The sequence below is a fragment of the Hymenobacter sp. UYP22 genome, assembly GCF_040547285.1.
Lineage (GTDB): Bacteria > Bacteroidota > Bacteroidia > Cytophagales > Hymenobacteraceae > Hymenobacter.
The window spans coordinates 129,371-146,762 of sequence record NZ_JBEPPK010000002.1 but is presented as its reverse complement, the minus strand read 5'-3'; the positions used below and the strand labels follow the sequence as shown (position 1 = coordinate 146,762).

At 55.1% G+C, this 17,392-nt stretch carries 15 protein-coding genes; 7 read left to right on the top strand and 8 right to left on the bottom strand.

The annotated features are described in order from the left end of the window. Nucleotides 1-26 precede the first annotated feature (26 nt). The 3 genes from ABIB60_RS04095 (at nucleotide 27) to ABIB60_RS04085 (ending at nucleotide 4,736) form a co-directional block, all read left to right on the top strand. On the top strand, nucleotides 27-2,474 hold the full coding sequence (locus tag ABIB60_RS04095) for a S9 family peptidase (RefSeq protein ID WP_354577911.1): 2,448 nt from the start codon (nucleotides 27-29) through the stop codon (nucleotides 2,472-2,474). Nucleotides 2,475-2,482: 8 nt separating this feature from the next. Then, nucleotides 2,483-3,739, top strand: coding sequence for a hypothetical protein (locus ABIB60_RS04090; protein WP_354577910.1), 1,257 nt, complete (start codon nucleotides 2,483-2,485; stop codon nucleotides 3,737-3,739). A 79-nt stretch (nucleotides 3,740-3,818) separates the two neighbouring features. Continuing rightward, nucleotides 3,819-4,736 carry a hypothetical protein gene (locus ABIB60_RS04085; protein WP_354577909.1) on the top strand — a complete coding sequence of 306 codons (918 nt, stop codon included), beginning with the start codon at nucleotides 3,819-3,821 and terminating at the stop codon, nucleotides 4,734-4,736. Between the two features lie 156 nt (nucleotides 4,737-4,892). On the opposite strand, the gene ABIB60_RS04080 is transcribed toward ABIB60_RS04085, so the two are convergent. From ABIB60_RS04080 to ABIB60_RS04065, 4 genes are all read right to left on the bottom strand, one after another. Then, nucleotides 4,893-6,077 carry a hypothetical protein gene (locus ABIB60_RS04080; protein WP_354577908.1) on the bottom strand — a complete coding sequence of 395 codons (1,185 nt, stop codon included), beginning with the start codon at nucleotides 6,075-6,077 and terminating at the stop codon, nucleotides 4,893-4,895. A gap of 389 nt (nucleotides 6,078-6,466) precedes the next feature. Then, entirely contained in the window at nucleotides 6,467-6,706 is a 240-nt protein-coding gene (locus ABIB60_RS04075) for a helix-turn-helix domain-containing protein (RefSeq protein ID WP_354577907.1), read from the bottom strand. Continuing rightward, a complete protein-coding gene (locus tag ABIB60_RS04070; protein WP_354577906.1) occupies nucleotides 6,706-7,464 on the bottom strand; it encodes a DUF2975 domain-containing protein in 759 nt (252 codons plus the stop codon). The genes ABIB60_RS04075 and ABIB60_RS04070 overlap by 1 nt, the downstream gene beginning before the upstream one ends. 156 nt (nucleotides 7,465-7,620) lie before the next feature. Further along, nucleotides 7,621-8,439 carry a phosphatase PAP2 family protein gene (locus ABIB60_RS04065; RefSeq protein WP_354577905.1) on the bottom strand — a complete coding sequence of 273 codons (819 nt, stop codon included), beginning with the start codon at nucleotides 8,437-8,439 and terminating at the stop codon, nucleotides 7,621-7,623. 213 nt (nucleotides 8,440-8,652) lie between these two features. Here ABIB60_RS04065 and metK point away from each other — a divergent pair, with 213 nt between their 5' ends. Continuing rightward, nucleotides 8,653-9,912 (top strand): methionine adenosyltransferase, encoded by a 1,260-nt coding sequence (metK, locus tag ABIB60_RS04060; protein ID WP_354577904.1) that lies wholly within the window; start codon nucleotides 8,653-8,655, stop codon nucleotides 9,910-9,912. A gap of 86 nt (nucleotides 9,913-9,998) precedes the next feature. Here metK and hpf read toward each other — a convergent pair whose 3' ends face one another. The 4 genes from hpf to ABIB60_RS04040 form a co-directional block, all read right to left on the bottom strand. Next, on the bottom strand, nucleotides 9,999-10,298 hold the full coding sequence (gene hpf / locus ABIB60_RS04055) for a ribosome hibernation-promoting factor, HPF/YfiA family (RefSeq protein WP_315996959.1): 300 nt from the start codon (nucleotides 10,296-10,298) through the stop codon (nucleotides 9,999-10,001). A gap of 41 nt (nucleotides 10,299-10,339) precedes the next feature. Further along, nucleotides 10,340-11,227, bottom strand: a complete 888-nt coding sequence (locus ABIB60_RS04050; RefSeq protein ID WP_354577903.1) for a tyrosine-type recombinase/integrase — start codon at nucleotides 11,225-11,227, stop codon at nucleotides 10,340-10,342. Nucleotides 11,228-11,380: 153 nt separating this feature from the next. Further along, the gene (gene rpsU, locus ABIB60_RS04045) at nucleotides 11,381-11,581 is read right to left on the bottom strand and encodes a 30S ribosomal protein S21 (protein WP_125425461.1); all 201 of its coding nucleotides are present in this window, start codon (nucleotides 11,579-11,581) and stop codon (nucleotides 11,381-11,383) included. A gap of 157 nt (nucleotides 11,582-11,738) precedes the next feature. Next, nucleotides 11,739-12,878, bottom strand: a complete 1,140-nt coding sequence (locus ABIB60_RS04040; protein ID WP_354577901.1) for an acyl-CoA dehydrogenase — start codon at nucleotides 12,876-12,878, stop codon at nucleotides 11,739-11,741. A 255-nt stretch (nucleotides 12,879-13,133) separates the two neighbouring features. Here ABIB60_RS04040 and ABIB60_RS04035 point away from each other — a divergent pair, with 255 nt between their 5' ends. Genes ABIB60_RS04035 through ABIB60_RS04025 form a run of 3 tightly spaced genes read left to right on the top strand, consistent with a single transcriptional unit; the run spans nucleotide 13,134 to nucleotide 17,376 of the window. Then, the gene (locus ABIB60_RS04035; RefSeq protein WP_354577900.1) at nucleotides 13,134-14,090 is read left to right on the top strand and encodes a polysaccharide biosynthesis/export family protein; all 957 of its coding nucleotides are present in this window, start codon (nucleotides 13,134-13,136) and stop codon (nucleotides 14,088-14,090) included. Nucleotides 14,091-14,137: 47 nt separating this feature from the next. After that, entirely contained in the window at nucleotides 14,138-16,594 is a 2,457-nt protein-coding gene (locus tag ABIB60_RS04030) for a GumC family protein (RefSeq protein ID WP_354577898.1), read from the top strand. Between the two features lie 17 nt (nucleotides 16,595-16,611). Next, nucleotides 16,612-17,376, top strand: a complete 765-nt coding sequence (locus ABIB60_RS04025; protein ID WP_354577897.1) for a tyrosine-protein phosphatase — start codon at nucleotides 16,612-16,614, stop codon at nucleotides 17,374-17,376. Nucleotides 17,377-17,392 lie beyond the last annotated feature (16 nt).

The window sequence follows — 17,392 nt, the reverse complement described above, 5'->3', positions numbered from 1 at the left end:
CGCACCATTTCCACTCCCTGTTCTGCATGCGCTACCACTACCTACTGTTGCTGGCCGCCGGGCCCTTGTTCTTTACTAATGCCCCTGCCCAGCAGCTTGGTCCGCTGACTGTGGAGAAAATCATGCGCGACCCGGTCCAGTGGCTGGGTAGCTCGCCCAGTAACGTGCAGTGGGCCGAGGATGGCAAAACCATCTACTTCAACTGGAACCCCGAAAAAGCCCGCCGCGACTCGCTCTACCGCCTCGCGCCCCAGGGCGGCACCCCGCGCAAAGTAAGCCTGCGGGAACAGCAAACCCTGCCTGCCACCAGCGGCGAGTACGACCAGCGCTACACCCGTAAACTGTACGAAAAGGACGGGGACATCTACCTGCTCGACCTCAAAACCCAGCGTATCCGCCGCGTAACCAACACGGCCGAGCGGGAAACTGATGCGCAGTTCGCCCTGCAGGAACAGGCTATTAGTTACACCCGGGGCGGCAACCTGTTCACCTGGAACCCCGTCACCGGCGAAACCGTGCAGCGCACCGACTTCCGCAAAGGTGCCCGCCCGGCCTCCGGGGAGCCCACCGACAAAGGCGAGAAGTACCTGAGAGCCCAACAGCTGGCCCTGTTTGAGGTGTTGCGCGGCAAAGACCAAGATGCTAAAGCCCGACAACGCCAGCAGAAGGCCCTGGCTCGGCTCCGGCCCAAAGCCATCTACCTGGGCCAGCAAACTGTGCGTAACCTGCGCCTCTCGCCCGATGGCCGCTACGTCACCTACACGCTGACCCAGGAGCCTGCTAGCGAGAAAGTGGCCATTGTGCCCAACTTCGTGACGGCCTCCGGCTTCACCGAGGATATCAACACTCGCACCAAGGTAGGGGCCGCCCAAACTGCCTACCAGCTCGGCCTCTACGATGTGAGTCGGGATACCACCTTCGTGCTGGGTTACAAGGAGCTAAAGGGCCTGGATGAGCAGCCGGCTTACCGCAAGGAGTACCAGCTGAAAGCCAAGGCCCCCGTGCCCGCCGATACCAGCAAAGCCACCGCCAAAAAGGAAAAGCCCGCCACCGAGCTGCGCCGCGTAATTCCCTTCGGCCCGTTCTGGTCTGATAACGGCCAGCAGGCTTTTCTGGTCATTCGCAGCACCGATAACAAAGACCGGTGGATTGTGGCCCTGGACCCCGCCACCCAGCAAATCAAGCTCCTGGACCGCCAGCACGACGATGCCTGGATCAACGGCCCCGGCATCGGCTACGACGAGGGTAATGTAGGCTGGCTGCCCGATTCGCGCCGCATTTGGTTTCAGAGCGAGGAAAGCGGCTATTCTCACCTCTACACCGTCGATGTTACCTCGGGGCAGAAAAAAGCCCTGACCAGCGGCAAATTTGAGGTGCAGCGGGCCCAGCTGAGCCGGGACCGGAAGACGTGGTACCTCACGGCCAACAAAACCCACCCCGGCGAACAGCATTTCTACCGCATGCCCCTGGAGGGCGGCCCCCTCACCCAAATCACCACCCAGCCCGGCGGCTATGAGGTCAGCCTCTCCCCCGATGAGAAAACGCTGGCCCTGCGCTACAGCACCAGCAACCAGCCTTGGGAGCTATATGTGATGGATAATAAGCCCGGGGCCAAGATGCGCCGCCTCACCCACAGCACCACGCCCGAGTTTGAAAGCTACCCCTGGCGGACCCCCGAGGTTATCAGCTACAAAGCGCAGGATGGGGCCGATGTGTACGCTCGGCTCTACCGCCCGGCCACTGGGCAGCCCCAGGGCCCAGCCGTGATATTCGTGCACGGGGCCGGCTACCTCCAGAACGCGCACAAATGGTGGAGCACCTACTTCCGTGAGTACATGTTCCATAACCTGCTGGTTGATAAGGGGTACACGGTGCTGGATATCGACTACCGCGGCTCCAGCGGCTACGGCCGCGACGTGCGCACCGGCATTTACCGCTACATGGGCGGTAAAGACCTCACCGACCAGGTAGACGGGGCCAGGCTCCTGACCACGAAATACGACGTGAGCCCCCAGCGCATCGGCATCTACGGGGGGAGCTACGGTGGCTTTATTACGCTTATGGCCATGTTCACTCAGCCCGACGTGTTCAAGGCCGGGGCCGCCTTGCGCTCCGTTACCGACTGGGCCCATTACAACCACGGCTACACCGACAACATCCTCAACGAGCCCTACAACGACAGCCTGGCCTACGCCCGCTCCTCGCCCATCAACTACGCCAGCGGCCTGAAGGGTGCCCTGCTTATGTGTCACGGCATGGTAGATACCAACGTGCACTTCCAGGACATCGTGCGCCTCTCACAGCGGCTGATTGAGCTGAAAAAGGAGAATTGGGAGTTGGCCGTATACCCCGTAGAAGACCACGGCTTTGTGGAGCCTTCCTCCTGGACGGATGAGTACCGCCGCATCCTGAAGCTGTTTGAAACCAACCTAAACCCCGGCAGCGCGGCTCCCAGAACCGCTGGCGGGCAGTAACAACAGCCATGGCAACCTTACTGGGGCAGTGGCTTCGGCGGGCAACTGCGTACACCGGGCTTATTGTGCTGGCCACGGTATCGTTTCTATTCTCGCCCGCCCCGCTCACCGAGGACGAGTACTGCGGCACTTACCTGCACCTGACCTCCTTTGCCGGCTTCACGGCCAACTGCGACGGGTTTGTGTACATGGAAGATGCCCGTTACCCAGCCCATTTGCTGGAACAGGGAGAAGTGCGTCAGTCCCGACCCCTGTTTATACTGTTGGGTACCGTTGTGGGCTACCCGCTTACTTGGACAGTGCAGGGCCTGCAGAGTAGCGGGTTGCTGCCGGCCTCGGTGGTGCAGAAGCTGCCGGTGAAGTATCAGCCGCTGCTGGGGTTTTACGTTGGCTACGTGTTGCTGAATTACGCGGTGCTGCTGGCGGCCCTACTGCTGTTTCGGCACCTATACTACCGGCTCACGGGCCGGCACGGAAGCCGGTGGGTGTTGGCGGCTCTGCTGGTTTTTTTGGTGTCTAACCAGGTAACGAAGGCATTTTTCTGGACGGTGCACCAGCAGATGTTCACTTTTCTGGTGCCGTTGCTGCTAGCGTATACCGGGCTGCAGCTGCGCGAGTCGGGGCGGTGGCGGGCGTGGCTACCGGGGCTGGCGGTGCTGGGCGGCTTGCTGGCGCTGGTGTATGGAAGCTTCGTGCTGGGGCTGCCGGTGCTACTATACGGTGCCTGGCTCCAGCAAAATAAGAACTTCACCGCTGGGTTCTTCCTCCAACTAGCGGGGCTGAGTTTTCTGTTCGCACTACCTACCCTCGGCTGGGTTGGCCTGCTGAAGTTGCACGGCGTAACCTATTACAACCATGAGGCCCAGTCCTACGGCCAGCTGGTCTGGCTGCGGGCAGCCTGGCAGCAGCCGTTTACTGGGTTTCTGCAGCTAGCGGGCCGCAACCTGCTCCGGTTTCTGGTTACCGTGCCGGCTATTGCGCCCTTTCTCGGGCTAGCGGCTGCCGTAGTGCTGTGGCCCCAGAAAACCAGACTTTTGCACCGGCCATTAACTCCAATAGGTGGGCTACTGCTCCTGCAAACCGGGTTTCTGGCTGGGCTCGGCTACTACAAGGAGCGGCTCACGTTTGCCCTGCTGCCTTTGCTCCTGTTGATAATAGCCGTGCAGCTGATACAATATCCTGGCCGCCAGACCGGCGCTTGGCTATTGGCCGCGGCCCTGGGGTGGCACGCCTGGCAGGTGCTGCGCTATGGCCCGTTTTCCTGAGCAAAATTAGCGGCGCGGCGTTGTGCGGTACAGGCTAAACGCCTAGGTTTGAGCATTTACGTCCTTTTCCTACTTTTCTATGACAAACTTGTACTACCAGCCTTCCGGACGTTTCACAGTGGGAGGCATTCTGGGATTGATAGGTGTGGGAGCATTGGCTGCCTTGCCGTTAGCATTCCTGTACGTGTATGCTGTATGGTATATCCCGTTTATCTACATCAACTTCGCCGTTACGCTGGGGTTTGGCTTTGGCCTGGGCTGGGTACTCAAGAAAATGGTGCGCGCCGGTAAGCTGCGCAATCCTAAGCTAGTGGGCTGGCTGAGCGTGGCCATTGGGGTATGGGCCTGGTACGTGCAGTGGTGCGTGTACATAGCCCTGCTGGCTGGAGCCGGCGAAACCGAAAGCCTGGGCAGTCGGGCCTCCTTCACCCATACCACCTTTCAGGAAGACGTGTTCCTGGGGTCTTTGCTGAATCCTGCCGCCGTATTCAGTGTGTTGCCGGGCTTGGCTGAAGAAGGCACCTGGAGCATTTTCAAGGTTACCGTCAGCGGTGTGTTTCTCTACCTGATCTGGCTGGCTGAATTCCTGATCATCGTGTTCCTGGCCTGGACGTTGCCCCACAGTGAGGCCGGAGTCCCTTTCTCCGAGCTAGCCGGTGAATGGGCCGAGAAGACCACGCTGCCCCAGCGCGCTATTCACTTCCCTGATGCCGCCGCCACCAAAGTAGCCTTGGAAGCGTCCGACTGGGGCCATCTTCAACCACATCAGCAGGATGCAGCTACCGGCTTGGACCCCTTCGGGCGGCTCCACTTCTACCGCGCCCCCTCCGACCCCGAATGCTGCTACCTCTCCCTCGAAAACGTGACGGTTGAACTGGATAAAAAGGGCAAGTCTTCGGAGAAAACAGCGGATGTAGTGGAATACCTGCGCGTGCCGCCCCAAGTCTGCACGGAGTTACACGCCCGGTTCGGGACCGAGGCAAAGGTGCAAGCGTAAAGCCTTCGAAGGCCAGATAAAGCTCCTGCGCCAACCGCGCATTCTGAAGCTGTTTGAGCCTGACCTGTGTAGCGTAACGCTTATTGGCTGCGCCGGCAGTAGTGGCGAAAGTGACGGGCGGATACTTTCGAAAAAAGTAATGAAGGGCCGCGCACTTTACCTGGCCTGGGGTAGCCGGTCGGAGTTACTGTTGAGTTGAAAGCCCAGACTTAAGGCTACACTCACAGTACGGGTTGTATAGCTATAGCCGCGGATAGAGTAAGCAGGATAGTTATAACTGCTGGTAGATACGGCCAGCGGGTCGTAGTAATTCTCCTTACCGTAGCGGCGGGCATGAAGCAGCAAAGTGAAACGGTTGCGGCGTATTCCGGCTTCCACGTACGGAAGCAAAGTGCGCTCAAAGCCAAGTAACGGATACTCTGAAAGGGTAGGAACAGGATGGGTATTATCAATCAGGCGGGGAGAGGTTGTGCCGTAGCGCAGCAACTGATTTCGGAAGGACTGGATGGGCGGAAGCGTAAGACCAGTGCCTAGTACCAACTGCGTAGCTGAGCCCAGTGAAGGCATAAAGCGTAGCCCTAACTCGGCGGATGTCATAGCGCCCTGCCATGCCAGCTCCCCTTTCCATTGGTCGGAACCATCGGGTGAGGCTACAGCCGTAACGCCCCCGAACCGGGCGTAGGTGAGGCCTGAGTGCAGGGCTAGTTTTCGGCCTCCAAAAATGACGTCAAGAAAAATACCGGCTTGAGGATGCAGACGGCCGTCTGCCTGCACGCCGTCCAGGGTTTGAACTTCCTGTCCGGCTGCCTCGGCAGCGCGCAAGCGCTGCGAGTTGTAGCGCATGCCCAGGGTAGGGCCAACTAGTATTTTGACACTGGGCCCGCGTTTGGCCGGGGCAGCAAGTGACCCTACCTGCCGCGTCGTGGAACAGGTAGTATTGTATAGTTGCACCAAGTTGCTGAGGGCGCTGGCCGTAAAAGGCGTTTTAGCCAATGCCGCTACCACAGCCTGACAGTCGCCAAAGTAGACTTGCAGTTGGGCGCGGTAGTTATTGCCGTCCACCACCTGTTGCCGGCCGTTTCGCTCAAGCAAATAGCGTCGCTCCGTTAGCTCCAAGTAGGGCTGCTGCTCCCGCCGCACAAAAAAATGCTTGACGTCGCTGGTTTCAATAGCCAGCAGCGAGGCAGGGCCTTCCAGCAGTACATCAGCCAGTACAGTATCGGGCCGCTGTGTGCTTGCTGGAGTATTAGAAAGCTGGTTGATGGTTGTTCGGGCTCCGTAATCAATGGGTAAAACCTCGCGCCGTAACCGCCGGCCGCTAGACAGCTGTAGCTCGCGCAAGTGTTGCACCGCGTAGGTGATAACCGGACTTTCTGAGTTTATTCTGAATCGAATGGTAGTTGGCGGATCTGACCAGAAAGCATTTTCTATTTCTCCTCGCAGTGTATCGCCGGAAGAAGAAAGCAGATACCCTGACTCGAACCGTTGCGCCAGTGCTGGCAATGTACATACGCTCAGGAATACGAGCAAAGAGAAGCTACGCGCCAAGGATGAGCGACAAACAGACATTATAAGAGCACTAGCCAGAAATAAAAAACGGTGACGTAGGGCGAAAGTACGTCATCTTACCTGATGGAAAAAGGCAGACCGCTTTCTGTCGGGTTCGACCAGGAAAATGCTTCTACAAGGAACACATGGCATTCCCGGGGCCATTCCGACCAAAAGCCGGGCTACTCAGGCCCCGAGCCTGGCCGCAGGTCAGCTGGGTCGGGGCGGTGCTCCAGCAAATCGGCGGGTTGGCACTCCAGCACCTGACAAATAGCGGCCAGGGTACTAAACCGCACAGCTTTGGCTTTGCCGCTTTTCAAAATCGACAGATTAGCCAAGGTAATTCCCACGGCTTCGGCCAGGGCGCTGAGCGTCATTTTGCGCCGGGCCAACATCACATCCAAGTTTACAAGTATCGGCATCAGACGGTCAGTTCGGCTTCTTGTTGCAATTCTACCCCGCGCCGGTACACCAAGGCAATAACGGTGAGCATGATGATGCCTAGGGCGCCCGGCGTGTGGCCGTCACCGTGTAACACCACATACTGCACCAGCGTCCCACCATCGGCCACAAAGTTAGGCACCAGGCGCAGCAACAGCATGTGCGCCAGCGTCTGCCATATTTCCCAGCTCACTACCAGTAGCATCATGGTACGCAGGCGGCGGGCATTGGCCAGCGTGAAAGGCGTGGCCGGCGTTACGTCCCGCAGTAGCTGCCACAGCAGCAGCGCTAGCCCAAACATAATCAAGGCCTCCACCACCGACATGGTAGTGGACGAGGCTCCTAGCCACAGCAAGGCCAGGCGCTTGCCAAAACTAGGCTCCTGATACCGGAGCACCTGCCGGTTACGCTGCACAACCACATCAAACCCTTGGGTGTTGAACGAGGCCTGTACCGAGTCGGGGGAGAAAAACACTGGCCGGCTAATAGCGCGGTTCTGCCACCGCTCATGGTTCCAGCCGTTCTGAAAAGCCCGCACAGCCCCATCAAAGGGGTAGCGCGTGGGATGGTTACGGTCCAGTTGCAGCATAATAGTATCCGCCGGTTTCAGCCGGGAGTGCGCCGCCACGTACCCCGTATCGTACCCCGACATAAATAGGTTGATGAGTGTGCCCAGCATAAACAGGAACACAACAACGCGGGTAAACCGCAGAAACCAGAACGAGAATTTGCTCCGCATAACAAGAAGAATAAGGACAGAATGACTGCGTCAAATATAGAGAAGTTATTTATTGATAAACAATAATTAAATATCGTTTAATGAGAAAAATGTATTGAAAAGCAACAAGCCGGCTTTCTGGGCCGGCTTGCTGTTAGTTGCTGGAAGGAGTTACTGCTACAGCTGCTTTGTCAACGACAAGCCACTATAGGAGTAGCCGTTCACGTTTACGCCCTGCACGGGCAGCACGCTCAGACCGTTGGCCTTCTTGTGCAGTTGGGGCACTACAATGCCGGCCGTAGCGCCCACCACGTAGCCCACAATGTTGTCGGAGAGGAAGTGTTTGCCGGCCTTGAGGCGGGTATAGCCTTCGGCTGCTGGCACCAGCGCCGCCGCCGTCCACACAAACGGTTTCAGCTTGGAATCTGGGTGGAAGTCGTGGTACACTTTGGCCGCGAAGAACGTAGCCGCCGCCGTGTGCGCCGTGTGCCCGGCAAAAAACGAGTTGGTGGAAATCTTGCTGTTCCGGTCGCCGCCGCCTTCCGTGCCATACAGGAAGGGTCGGTAGCGGGTGATGTTGCCCACGCTCATTGTGAAAGTGGCGTCGGCGGCCAGCATCGTTTGCAGATACAGCCCCAGCACTTGCCCGTACCGCCCGCGCACGTCAGCATCCAAAGCCAGCAGTGCCGGCGCTACTACCAACGATGGGTACACAATCAGGTCGCCAGCCGTTTGAGCCTTGTCACTGTAGTAGCCCGCCGAGAACCGGTCGAACTTGGGAATATCGTTTTTGTTAAGGGCCGCCAGTTGGGCGTCAGTCAGGCCGTCTTTCTGCTGCACCAGCAATAGCCCCGTAATACTAAGCGCCCCCAGGCCAGCCGAAATAGGTGCATCAACGGCAAAGCGCGTTTTGTAGGGCGAAGGAGCCTTTTGCGCCTGTCCGGGAAGGCTGGCAGCAAGGCAAAGTCCGAGGCTAAGGAGAAGCGGTTTTTTCATGTGGGCTGCGGGAAGAGTACAAGTCAGGAGATGGTGCCCTAAACGCAGACAGGCAGCAGGAGTTGAACTCAACTGTAAATTCCTGCGTCGGCAAATGAGCGTCAGCGCGTAGTAACCACCGGAAAACTTGTAGCTTTGCGGCCCTGCCTGAACAGTTGCTTAGAGCAGGGCAGGGGCTGCCGGCCCCTCGCGTACTACTACATTTTCAAGCTGATGCCCTACCTGTTCACCTCCGAATCTGTTTCGGAAGGCCACCCCGATAAAGTAGCCGACCAGATTTCTGATGCCATCCTTGACGAGTATTTGCGTCAGGACCCCACCGCCAAGGTGGCCTGCGAAACCCTGGTTACCACCGATTTTGCCCTGGTAGCCGGCGAAATCAAATCGACGGCCCACGTAGAAGCCGAGCCCATCATTCGGGAGGTAATCCGCCGCATCGGCTACAACAAACCCGAGTACTTATTCAATGCCGATACCTGCGAGGTGATGAACCGCCTCCACGAGCAGTCGGCCGATATCAACCAGGGTGTGGAACGCGCCGTGGCGGAAGAGCAAGGCGCCGGCGACCAAGGCATGATGTTCGGGTACGCCACCAAGGAAACCGACAACTACATGCCCCTGGCCCTCGACCTCTCGCACCGCTTGCTGCGCGAGTTGTCGGCCATTCGCAAAGCCGGCCAGGAGATGACCTATCTGCGCCCCGATGCTAAAAGCCAGGTAACCATCCGCTACGCCGACGACAACACGCCCGAGGCCATTGAAACCATTGTGGTGAGCACTCAGCACGATGATTTTGACGAAAGCGAGGAGCGCATGCTGGCCCGCATTAAAGAGGATATCATCAACATCCTGATTCCGCGCGTGAAGGCCCAACTGAGCCCCGAGGTACAGCAGCTGTTCACTGCCGACATCAAGCACCACATCAACCCCACCGGCAAGTTCGTCATCGGCGGCCCCCACGGCGACTCCGGCCTCACTGGCCGCAAAATCATTGTGGATACCTACGGCGGCAAGGGTGCCCACGGCGGTGGTGCCTTCTCCGGCAAAGACTCCTCGAAAGTAGACCGTTCGGCTGCCTACGCGGCCCGGCACATTGCCAAAAACCTGGTAGCGGCCGGCGTAGCCGATCAGGCGTTGGTGCAGGTAGCTTACGCCATTGGCGTTGCGGAGCCCGTGGGTGTGTTCGTGACCACCTACGGCACTACCAAAGCCACCAGCAACGGCCAGCAGCTCACCGACGGCCAGATTGCCGAGAAAGTACAGCACCTCTTCGACCTGCGCCCTTACGCCATTGTTCAGCGCTTAGGCCTGCAAAACCCTATCTTCGGCGAGTCAGCTGCCTATGGACACATGGGTCGCCAGCCCGGCACCAAGCAGGTGCAGGATGCTCACGGCAATACGCGCACGGTGGAAACCTTCACCTGGGAGAAGCTTGATTACGTGGATAAAATCAAAGCAGAATTTGGCTTATAAAATTCAGCTCAGCCTCCCTGCTGTATAGCTAAACGCCCCGCCTGATGATTCAGGCGGGGCGTTCTTTATATAAAGAGTTGCTCAACTTAGTGGTTAACCAACTTCTCTTTGTGCTTGGTGATTTGGCGTTTTAAGCTCTCAGCGGCAGCATCTGCAGCAGCTTCAAAGGAAGCCGCATCTTCCTGGGCGAATAGGCTGCCGCCGGGTACGTACAGCTTAATCTCAACTGTTTTATTATCGATGCCATCCTTGTTATTGAGGCGCATAATCACTTCGCCTTCTGTCACGCGGTCATAGAAGGTTTCGAGTTTATCGAGGCGCTTCTGGATGAAGTCGAGCAGTTTCTGGTCGGCGTCAAAGTGCACCGATTGGATCTGTACTTTCATCGGTCGTGGGGGTTAAGAGGTAAAGAAAAAAGGGAACAATATCAGGCCTTGGGATGGGCCTTTTCAAACACTGATTTCAATTTATCAATACTCAGGTGCGTGTACACCTGAGTGGCCGCCAAATTGGCGTGCCCGAGTAGCTCCTTGATGGCGTTCAAATCGGCTCCTTTACCCAGCAGATGCGTGGCGAAAGAGTGGCGCAGCACATGCGGATGCTGTTGCCCAGCCGCCGTAGTTATCTGACTCAGATAGTGCTTTACCGTCCGATACACGAACTTTTCATAGAGCGGTTCTCCCTTATCCGTAACGAGGAGTACGCCGTGGGCGTTGCTGACGGAGCCAAATTCCTGCTGCTGAAATGCTATATAGCGCTCTAAGACGACAAGTAAGGTGGGGTTCAGGGGAATAATGCGCTGCTTGTTCCCCTTGCCAGTTACCCGCACCGCTTTGCCAGGTAAACTGAGGTCAGCATGCTTAATGCCAAGCAGTTCCGAGAGCCGGATTCCGGTGCCGTATAGTAGCTCCAGAATTAGCTGGTCGCGCATGCCGGTTAACGTTTCCGGAAATTCAAAGGAATTCAGCAGCCCGTTGAGTGAATCCTCCGGCACGAAGTCCGGTAGCTTTTTGGCCACCTTGGGTGAGGTAATGCGCAGCATAGGATTTTTCTGCACCACTCCCGTCCGCAGTAAAAACTTGTAGTAGGAGCGCAGGCAAGCAATTTTGCGATTAACAGTACGAGGGTCATGCTGCCGCTGCATTAGGTCCACTACCCAGGAGCGGATCAGGGTGTGGTCGGCCTGAGCTGGCTCCGCCATGTCAAAGGTGGCGTTCAGAAAATCCGAAAACTGCCGCAGATCCGTTTGGTAAGAAAGTACGGTGTGGGGGCTATAGCGCCGCTCAAACCGCAGGTAGTCAAAAAACAATTCCATGCGCAAGGTGTCCAGCTACCAAGGCCGGATACCCAATGTATGGAATTCAATCGAAGAAAAAAACTGAACTATATAGACGCGAAAAAGCCGGCTGATTCGCCCGAAGGGGGCAAATCAGCCGGCTTTCGTCCTTACGAACAGGTAGTCAGAAACCTAGGCGTTCGTAGCGTCGGGGCCGTAGGTAGCCAGCTTGTAGATAGCCTTCTGCTTCTGCTTGCGGTTGGTGATGGAAGGCTTCTGAAAGAAGGTGCGGCGACGCAGCTCTTTCAGAACGCCAGTGCGCTCAAATTTCTTTTTGAAGCGCTTCAGCGCACGGTCAACCGACTCGTTTTCTTTGATTTGGACGATGATCATATCTTCAGTGAACTTGGAAACCCAGTTTGCAGGGGGCGCAAAGATACTCATTGATTGGAAAAATTGAAAATACTTCCCGTGTTTTTCCCTCATCGGCAGACCGATAGATAAAACATAGTCGAAAAAAATAGCTTCAATTCTTCCCAATACCTTATTTCTACTTGAGCAGGGTGCGGGCAATAACCAGCTTTTGAATTTCGCTGGTGCCCTCCCCAATGGTGCAGAGCTTGGCGTCGCGGTAGTATTTCTCCGCCGGGTAGTCTTTGGTGTAGCCGTAGCCTCCAAAAATCTGCACACCCTCGTTCGCTACCCGCACCGATACCTCCGAGGCATATAGCTTAGCCATTGCCGATTCACGGTTCACATTCAGGCCCCGGTCTTTCATGTCGGCGGCACGGTAGGTGAGTAGGGAAGCGGCTTCGATTTCGGTGGCCATATCAGCTAGCTTAAAGCTGATGCCTTGAAAGTTGCTAATGGGCTGGTTGAACTGGTAGCGCTCCTTGGAGTATTGCACGGCAGCCTCGTAAGCACCTTGGGCAATACCCAGGCTTAAAGCTGCAATGCTAATACGGCCGCCATCCAGCACCTTCAACGACTGTACAAAGCCGTCACCAACTTTTCCGATTACATTTTCCTTGGGCACACGGCAGTCCGTGAAAATCAACTCAGTGGTTTCGGAAGCGCGCATGCCCAACTTGTTTTCCTTACGGCCGGCCTCGAAGCCCGGGGTGCCGCGCTCCACAATAAAGGCCGTCATGCCGTGAGAGTCACCCACTTCACCGGTGCGGGCAATGACTACAGCCACATTACCGGATTTACCGTGCGTGATAAAATTCTTGGCTCCGTTCAGCACATAATGGTCGCCATCAAGCACGGCCACGGTGCGCATGTTGCCGGCATCGGAACCTGTATTGGGCTCAGTGAGCCCCCAGGCCCCAATCCACTCGCCGCTGGCCAGCTTAGGCAGATACTTGCGCTTCTGCTCCTCGGAAGCATGCTGCAAAATGTGGCCGGTGCATAAAGAGTTGTGGGCGGCCATGCTCAGGCCGATGCTACCATCAATTTTAGCCAGCTCAGCAATGGCCGTCACGTACTCTACGTAGCCGAAACCTGCGCCACCATACTCCTGAGGCACTAGTACACCCATCAGGCCAAGCTCACCGAGCTTGTGAAAAACGTCTTTGGGAAACTCCTGCGTTTCATCCCACTCCATCATGTGGGGTTTGATGTGCTGCGCACCGAAGTCGCGCACCATCTGGGCAATCATTGCCTGGTTTTCGGTAGCTACCAGTTCCATAAGTGGGTGGGGTGGGGGTGGGGAAGTATGGTCGAGGAAGTGATGAGAATGAACGTACTCGACCAAAAAATGAGTCTGCGAAAGTAGGGTTTTGTTGGCGTACAAGCCAGTGTAGGATTAGGTGCTTCACCGGAGGAATTTTGATAGGGGCGGCTAATTCGGTTTCTTTGATGGTTTTTAGGCAAAAACTGCCCTTGCAAACCAAGGCCAGTTTGCCGCCACTTCCGTACCTGACCCCGGAACACTCCGGTTTTCATGCAAACTACTCTGTTTCGCCGCTACGTAAACATCTGCCTCCTATGGGTAGCAGCAGGCTTTCTGTTAGGATCCTGTGCCACCGCACGGGTGCATCAGCAAAATATTCTGTTCCGCGCTGACGGCTCCGGTCGTATGGACACAGCTAAGTTGCGGGACGTAGTAAACCGGGCCGAGCGCAACTACATCATCCAGCCCAACGACGCCTTGGATGTGCGCGTGTATACCAATAACGGGGAACGAATTCTGGACCCCAACGGGGAGTTGATGTTTGGCTCTCCGGGTGGAACTGGTGGTGTAAGTGGGGGAGTAGGAGGCGGTGTAAGCCGACAATCTACCTCTGGCCGTTCTATGGGTCAGGGCCGACAGCAAAATCAACAGAGCCAGCAAGGGCAATATGGCAACACGGAGTTTTTGGTGCAGCATGATGGAGTAGTAAAGTTACCTATGGTAAATTATCAAAAGCTGGCTGGCCTCACTTTATTAGAGGCAGATAGTATGCTGCAACGCAAGTACACAGAATTCTATAAGGATGTATTTGTAACCACTCGCGTAAATAATAATCGAATCATTGTGCTGGGTGCCGCATCCGGGGGGTCAGGCCAGGTGATTCAGATGCTGAACGACAATATGAACTTGCTGGAGGTACTAGCGCAAGCTGGAGGTATCGAGGGCGCTTTTGTTGGCACCAGTGGTTCTGGACGGGCCGGCCGGGCAGATAATATCCGTTTGATCCGCGGTGACTTAAAGAATCCGCAAGTACAGATCATTGATCTGACTACTATCGACGGTATGCGCCGAGCTAACTTACAGGTGGAACCAAATGATATCGTGTATGTTGAGCCGATTCGACGGCCGTTCTACGAAGGGTTACAGGATGCAGCTCCTTTGTTTACGCTAATAAGCAGTGTAGCTGCTGTTGTTAGTACTATCTACTTCGTGAGTAATATCAAGTAAGGTAGGTAGGGCCCAGTCTCATTCATTTTTGTATTACCAGAACATACATGGCGGCGAAAGAAGACGCTGAATTAGAAGAGCTTATCCGCAACGCTGGCGGTGCCGACTCTGAGGCTGAGGATGATGGGCCAGAATTTGACCTAATTACACTGTTAGCTGTTGCTCGCAAGAGTTTACCTTGGATATTGCTATTGTTAGGACTGGGTATAACAGCATCCTGGTTATTTCTTCGCTACACGCCGGCCCAGTACAGATCCACGTCTACTCTCAAAATTGATGAGAAAACGGAGGCTGGAGTATTAGGATTGGGTGGCTTGGGAGCTGTAGCAGAGCAAAAGCAAAGTCTTAATAAGCTATCTGGCGAGATTGAACTAATTAAGTCTGATATCATATATCGGCGTTTGAAAGACTCACTGGATTTGGACGTAAACTACTATGTGCAAGGCACAGTGCTTGAAACCGAAATGTATGGCAGCTCGCCATTTCGGATTGTATTTGAGCCCACGTCGGCTGCTGCCTACGACCAGAAAATTAACGTTCAACTCCTCAGTTCTACCCGGTTCCGCATAGTACAGCCGGAACAGTTAGGCGGTGAAACAGCGGAACATGCAGTAGGAGCTCCGTTCATGGCAGCTGGGTTTCGGATGCGCTTGCTGCTCAATAATTCACTTACTCCAACTGACTTGGAGGGGGCGTATTCTTTTGTTGTCAACAGCAATGGGGCACTCAACGAGTATTTCAATAAAAACCTGTTGGTTGACATTATTAACCCTGACGCTAATACCATCAGCATTTCATTCACGGATCGTAATCCACTGAAGGCCCGGGCTATTGTCAACAAAATTGATTCGGTATACCTAGTGGAAAAGCTGTTGCGTAAGCAAGAGCAAGCAACCCGCGCTATGGGTTATATCAACGAGCAGCTAGGAGAAAATAATCAGAAGCTGGGCCGTGCTGAGGAAGATATGCAGGCATTTGTAAAGCGAAACGGTACATACGATGTAAAAGGTGATGTAGGCCAGATTACTTCTTTATTGCAGGAACAGGAGACAGAACGGGAAAAAATTCAGGAGCAGATTGATGTATTGAATGATTTAGCAAAACTGATAGAGCAAGAGCGCCTAACGGAACGTGCTGACGGTGATGTTACCCAGAGTATACCTGCTCTGGCTGATATCAAAGATTCTCAGTTGTCTTCCCGCATCCAAGAGTTAAGCGATGCGCAGCTCGATTTGAAACGCGCACTGCTCTCGTATCAGCCGGGAGCTACCACGGCCATGCAAATCAAGGAGCAAAACATTGCCAACTTAAAGAGAATAGTGCGGCAACTGTTGCGGAAAAATAGGCAATTAGCCCAGAGTCAGTTAATCAAACTAGACGGTAAACGGTCCGAATTGGAGGGCCGGTTACGGGCACTGCCAGAGAAACAGACGGAGCAGGCTCGGTTGCAACGCCCACTGGAATTGTACGAAAAGTACAACCTCATTATGATGGATAAGCGCATTGAGTTTGGCATTTCTATGGCGGGAGCTACAGCCGATTTTCAGATTCTGTCGCCGGCTAGCGTAGCAGAGCGTATTTCGCCTGTTAAAATTATGATCTATGCTATTGGGCTGGCGGCCGGAATTATTTTGGGGCTAGGATTGATTGCCGTGCGCTACCTAATGCACAATACGGTGACAAACATCCGAGAGCTAGAACGCAATACCGGTGCTTCAGTACTAGGAATAATCCCGACGTATGACAAGGAGAAGATGGCTGTATCAAAAATGGTGGTGGATCGTAACCCGAAGTCAGCTATATCAGAATCAATTCGTTCTATCAGAACAAATCTAGAGTTCATTGCCAGCTCCAAGAAAAAGCGGCTAATATCTGTTACCTCTACCATTAGTGGGGAGGGTAAAACATTCGTAACAGTGAACTTGGCCGGTATCATTGCCGCTTCCGACCAACGGGTGATTATACTCGACCTAGATATGCGCAAGCCTAAGGTAAACCTCGCCTTTGATGCCGAGAACGTCAAAGGCGTCAGTACTATCCTGATTGAAAAGCATACTTGGCAAGAGTGCGTGCAACATACCAGCATTCCTACGCTAGACTTTATTTCGGCCGGGCCCACGCCGCCTAACCCGTCAGAACTTATCCTGAGTGCCCGGTTTGATGAAATGATTAAAAGTCTGCACGAACACTACGATGTAGTAATGATTGATACGCCGCCCGTAGGTTTGGTAACGGATGGCATTCTTATTATGCGTAAGGCTGATGTGCCTATTTATATTGTGCGGGCTAACTACTCTAAAAAGTCGTTCCTGAAGAATATCAATAAACTGATTCGGGCCAACGGCTTCACTAAAATGACCACCATTCTGAACGACGCCAAAACTACTGGCGGTTACGGGTATGGGTATGGCTACGGGTACGGTTACGGGTACGGGCAAGGGTATTACGAGGAGCCCACGAAACCTACTGGGCTGCTGGGTGGCCTGCGGAAACGGTTGTCCTAAGCCTGTTTTTTCGGCGTATGTCCTTTTTTCAGAAGCTATTCGGTAGCCGGGAAGCTCCTAGTACTCAGGTTGCCTCGCTAGCTGTTCTGGGCGTGGATATGCACTCCCACTTGTTACCGGGGCTGGATGACGGAGCTGAAACGCTGGAACAGTCGCTTGATTTGCTGCGGGGCTTGCAGGAACTAGGCTACCGAAAGCTGGTGATGACGCCCCATATTATGGGCGACTTCTACCGTAACACCCCCGAAGGCATACGAGCGGCACTGACCGCCCTGCAGGAAGCAGCCACCAAAGCCGGGCTAAGTGACGTCGAGTTAGCCTGCGCGGCCGAATACTACCTGGATGAGAGCTTCGGCCCGCGTTTGGAGCGGGGGGAAGAGCTGCTGAGCTTTGGTGGGGAGCGGCGCATGGTGCTGGTAGAAACCTCCTATATCAATGAGCCCTTCAACTTCACCGAAATCATCTTCAATCTGAAAGCCGCCGGGTACCAGCCGGTACTGGCCCACCCGGAGCGCTACACCTACCTGTACGGCCGGTATGAGGAGTTGCTTAGAATACGGGATTTGGGGGTGCTGTTACAGGTAAACCTGAACTCCATTATCGGCTACTACTCAAGTGGGGCTAAGCATGTAGCGGAGAAGCTGATTGATGGCGGCCTCGTGGACTTGCTGGGAACGGATACCCACAATGGAAAGCACCTCGATAACATCCGGGATAAGGTGCTCAAGAGTGTATACTTAGCAAAAGCGCTGGCGCTGCCTTTGCTCAACAATACATTGTAATTCATCTGACCTGATC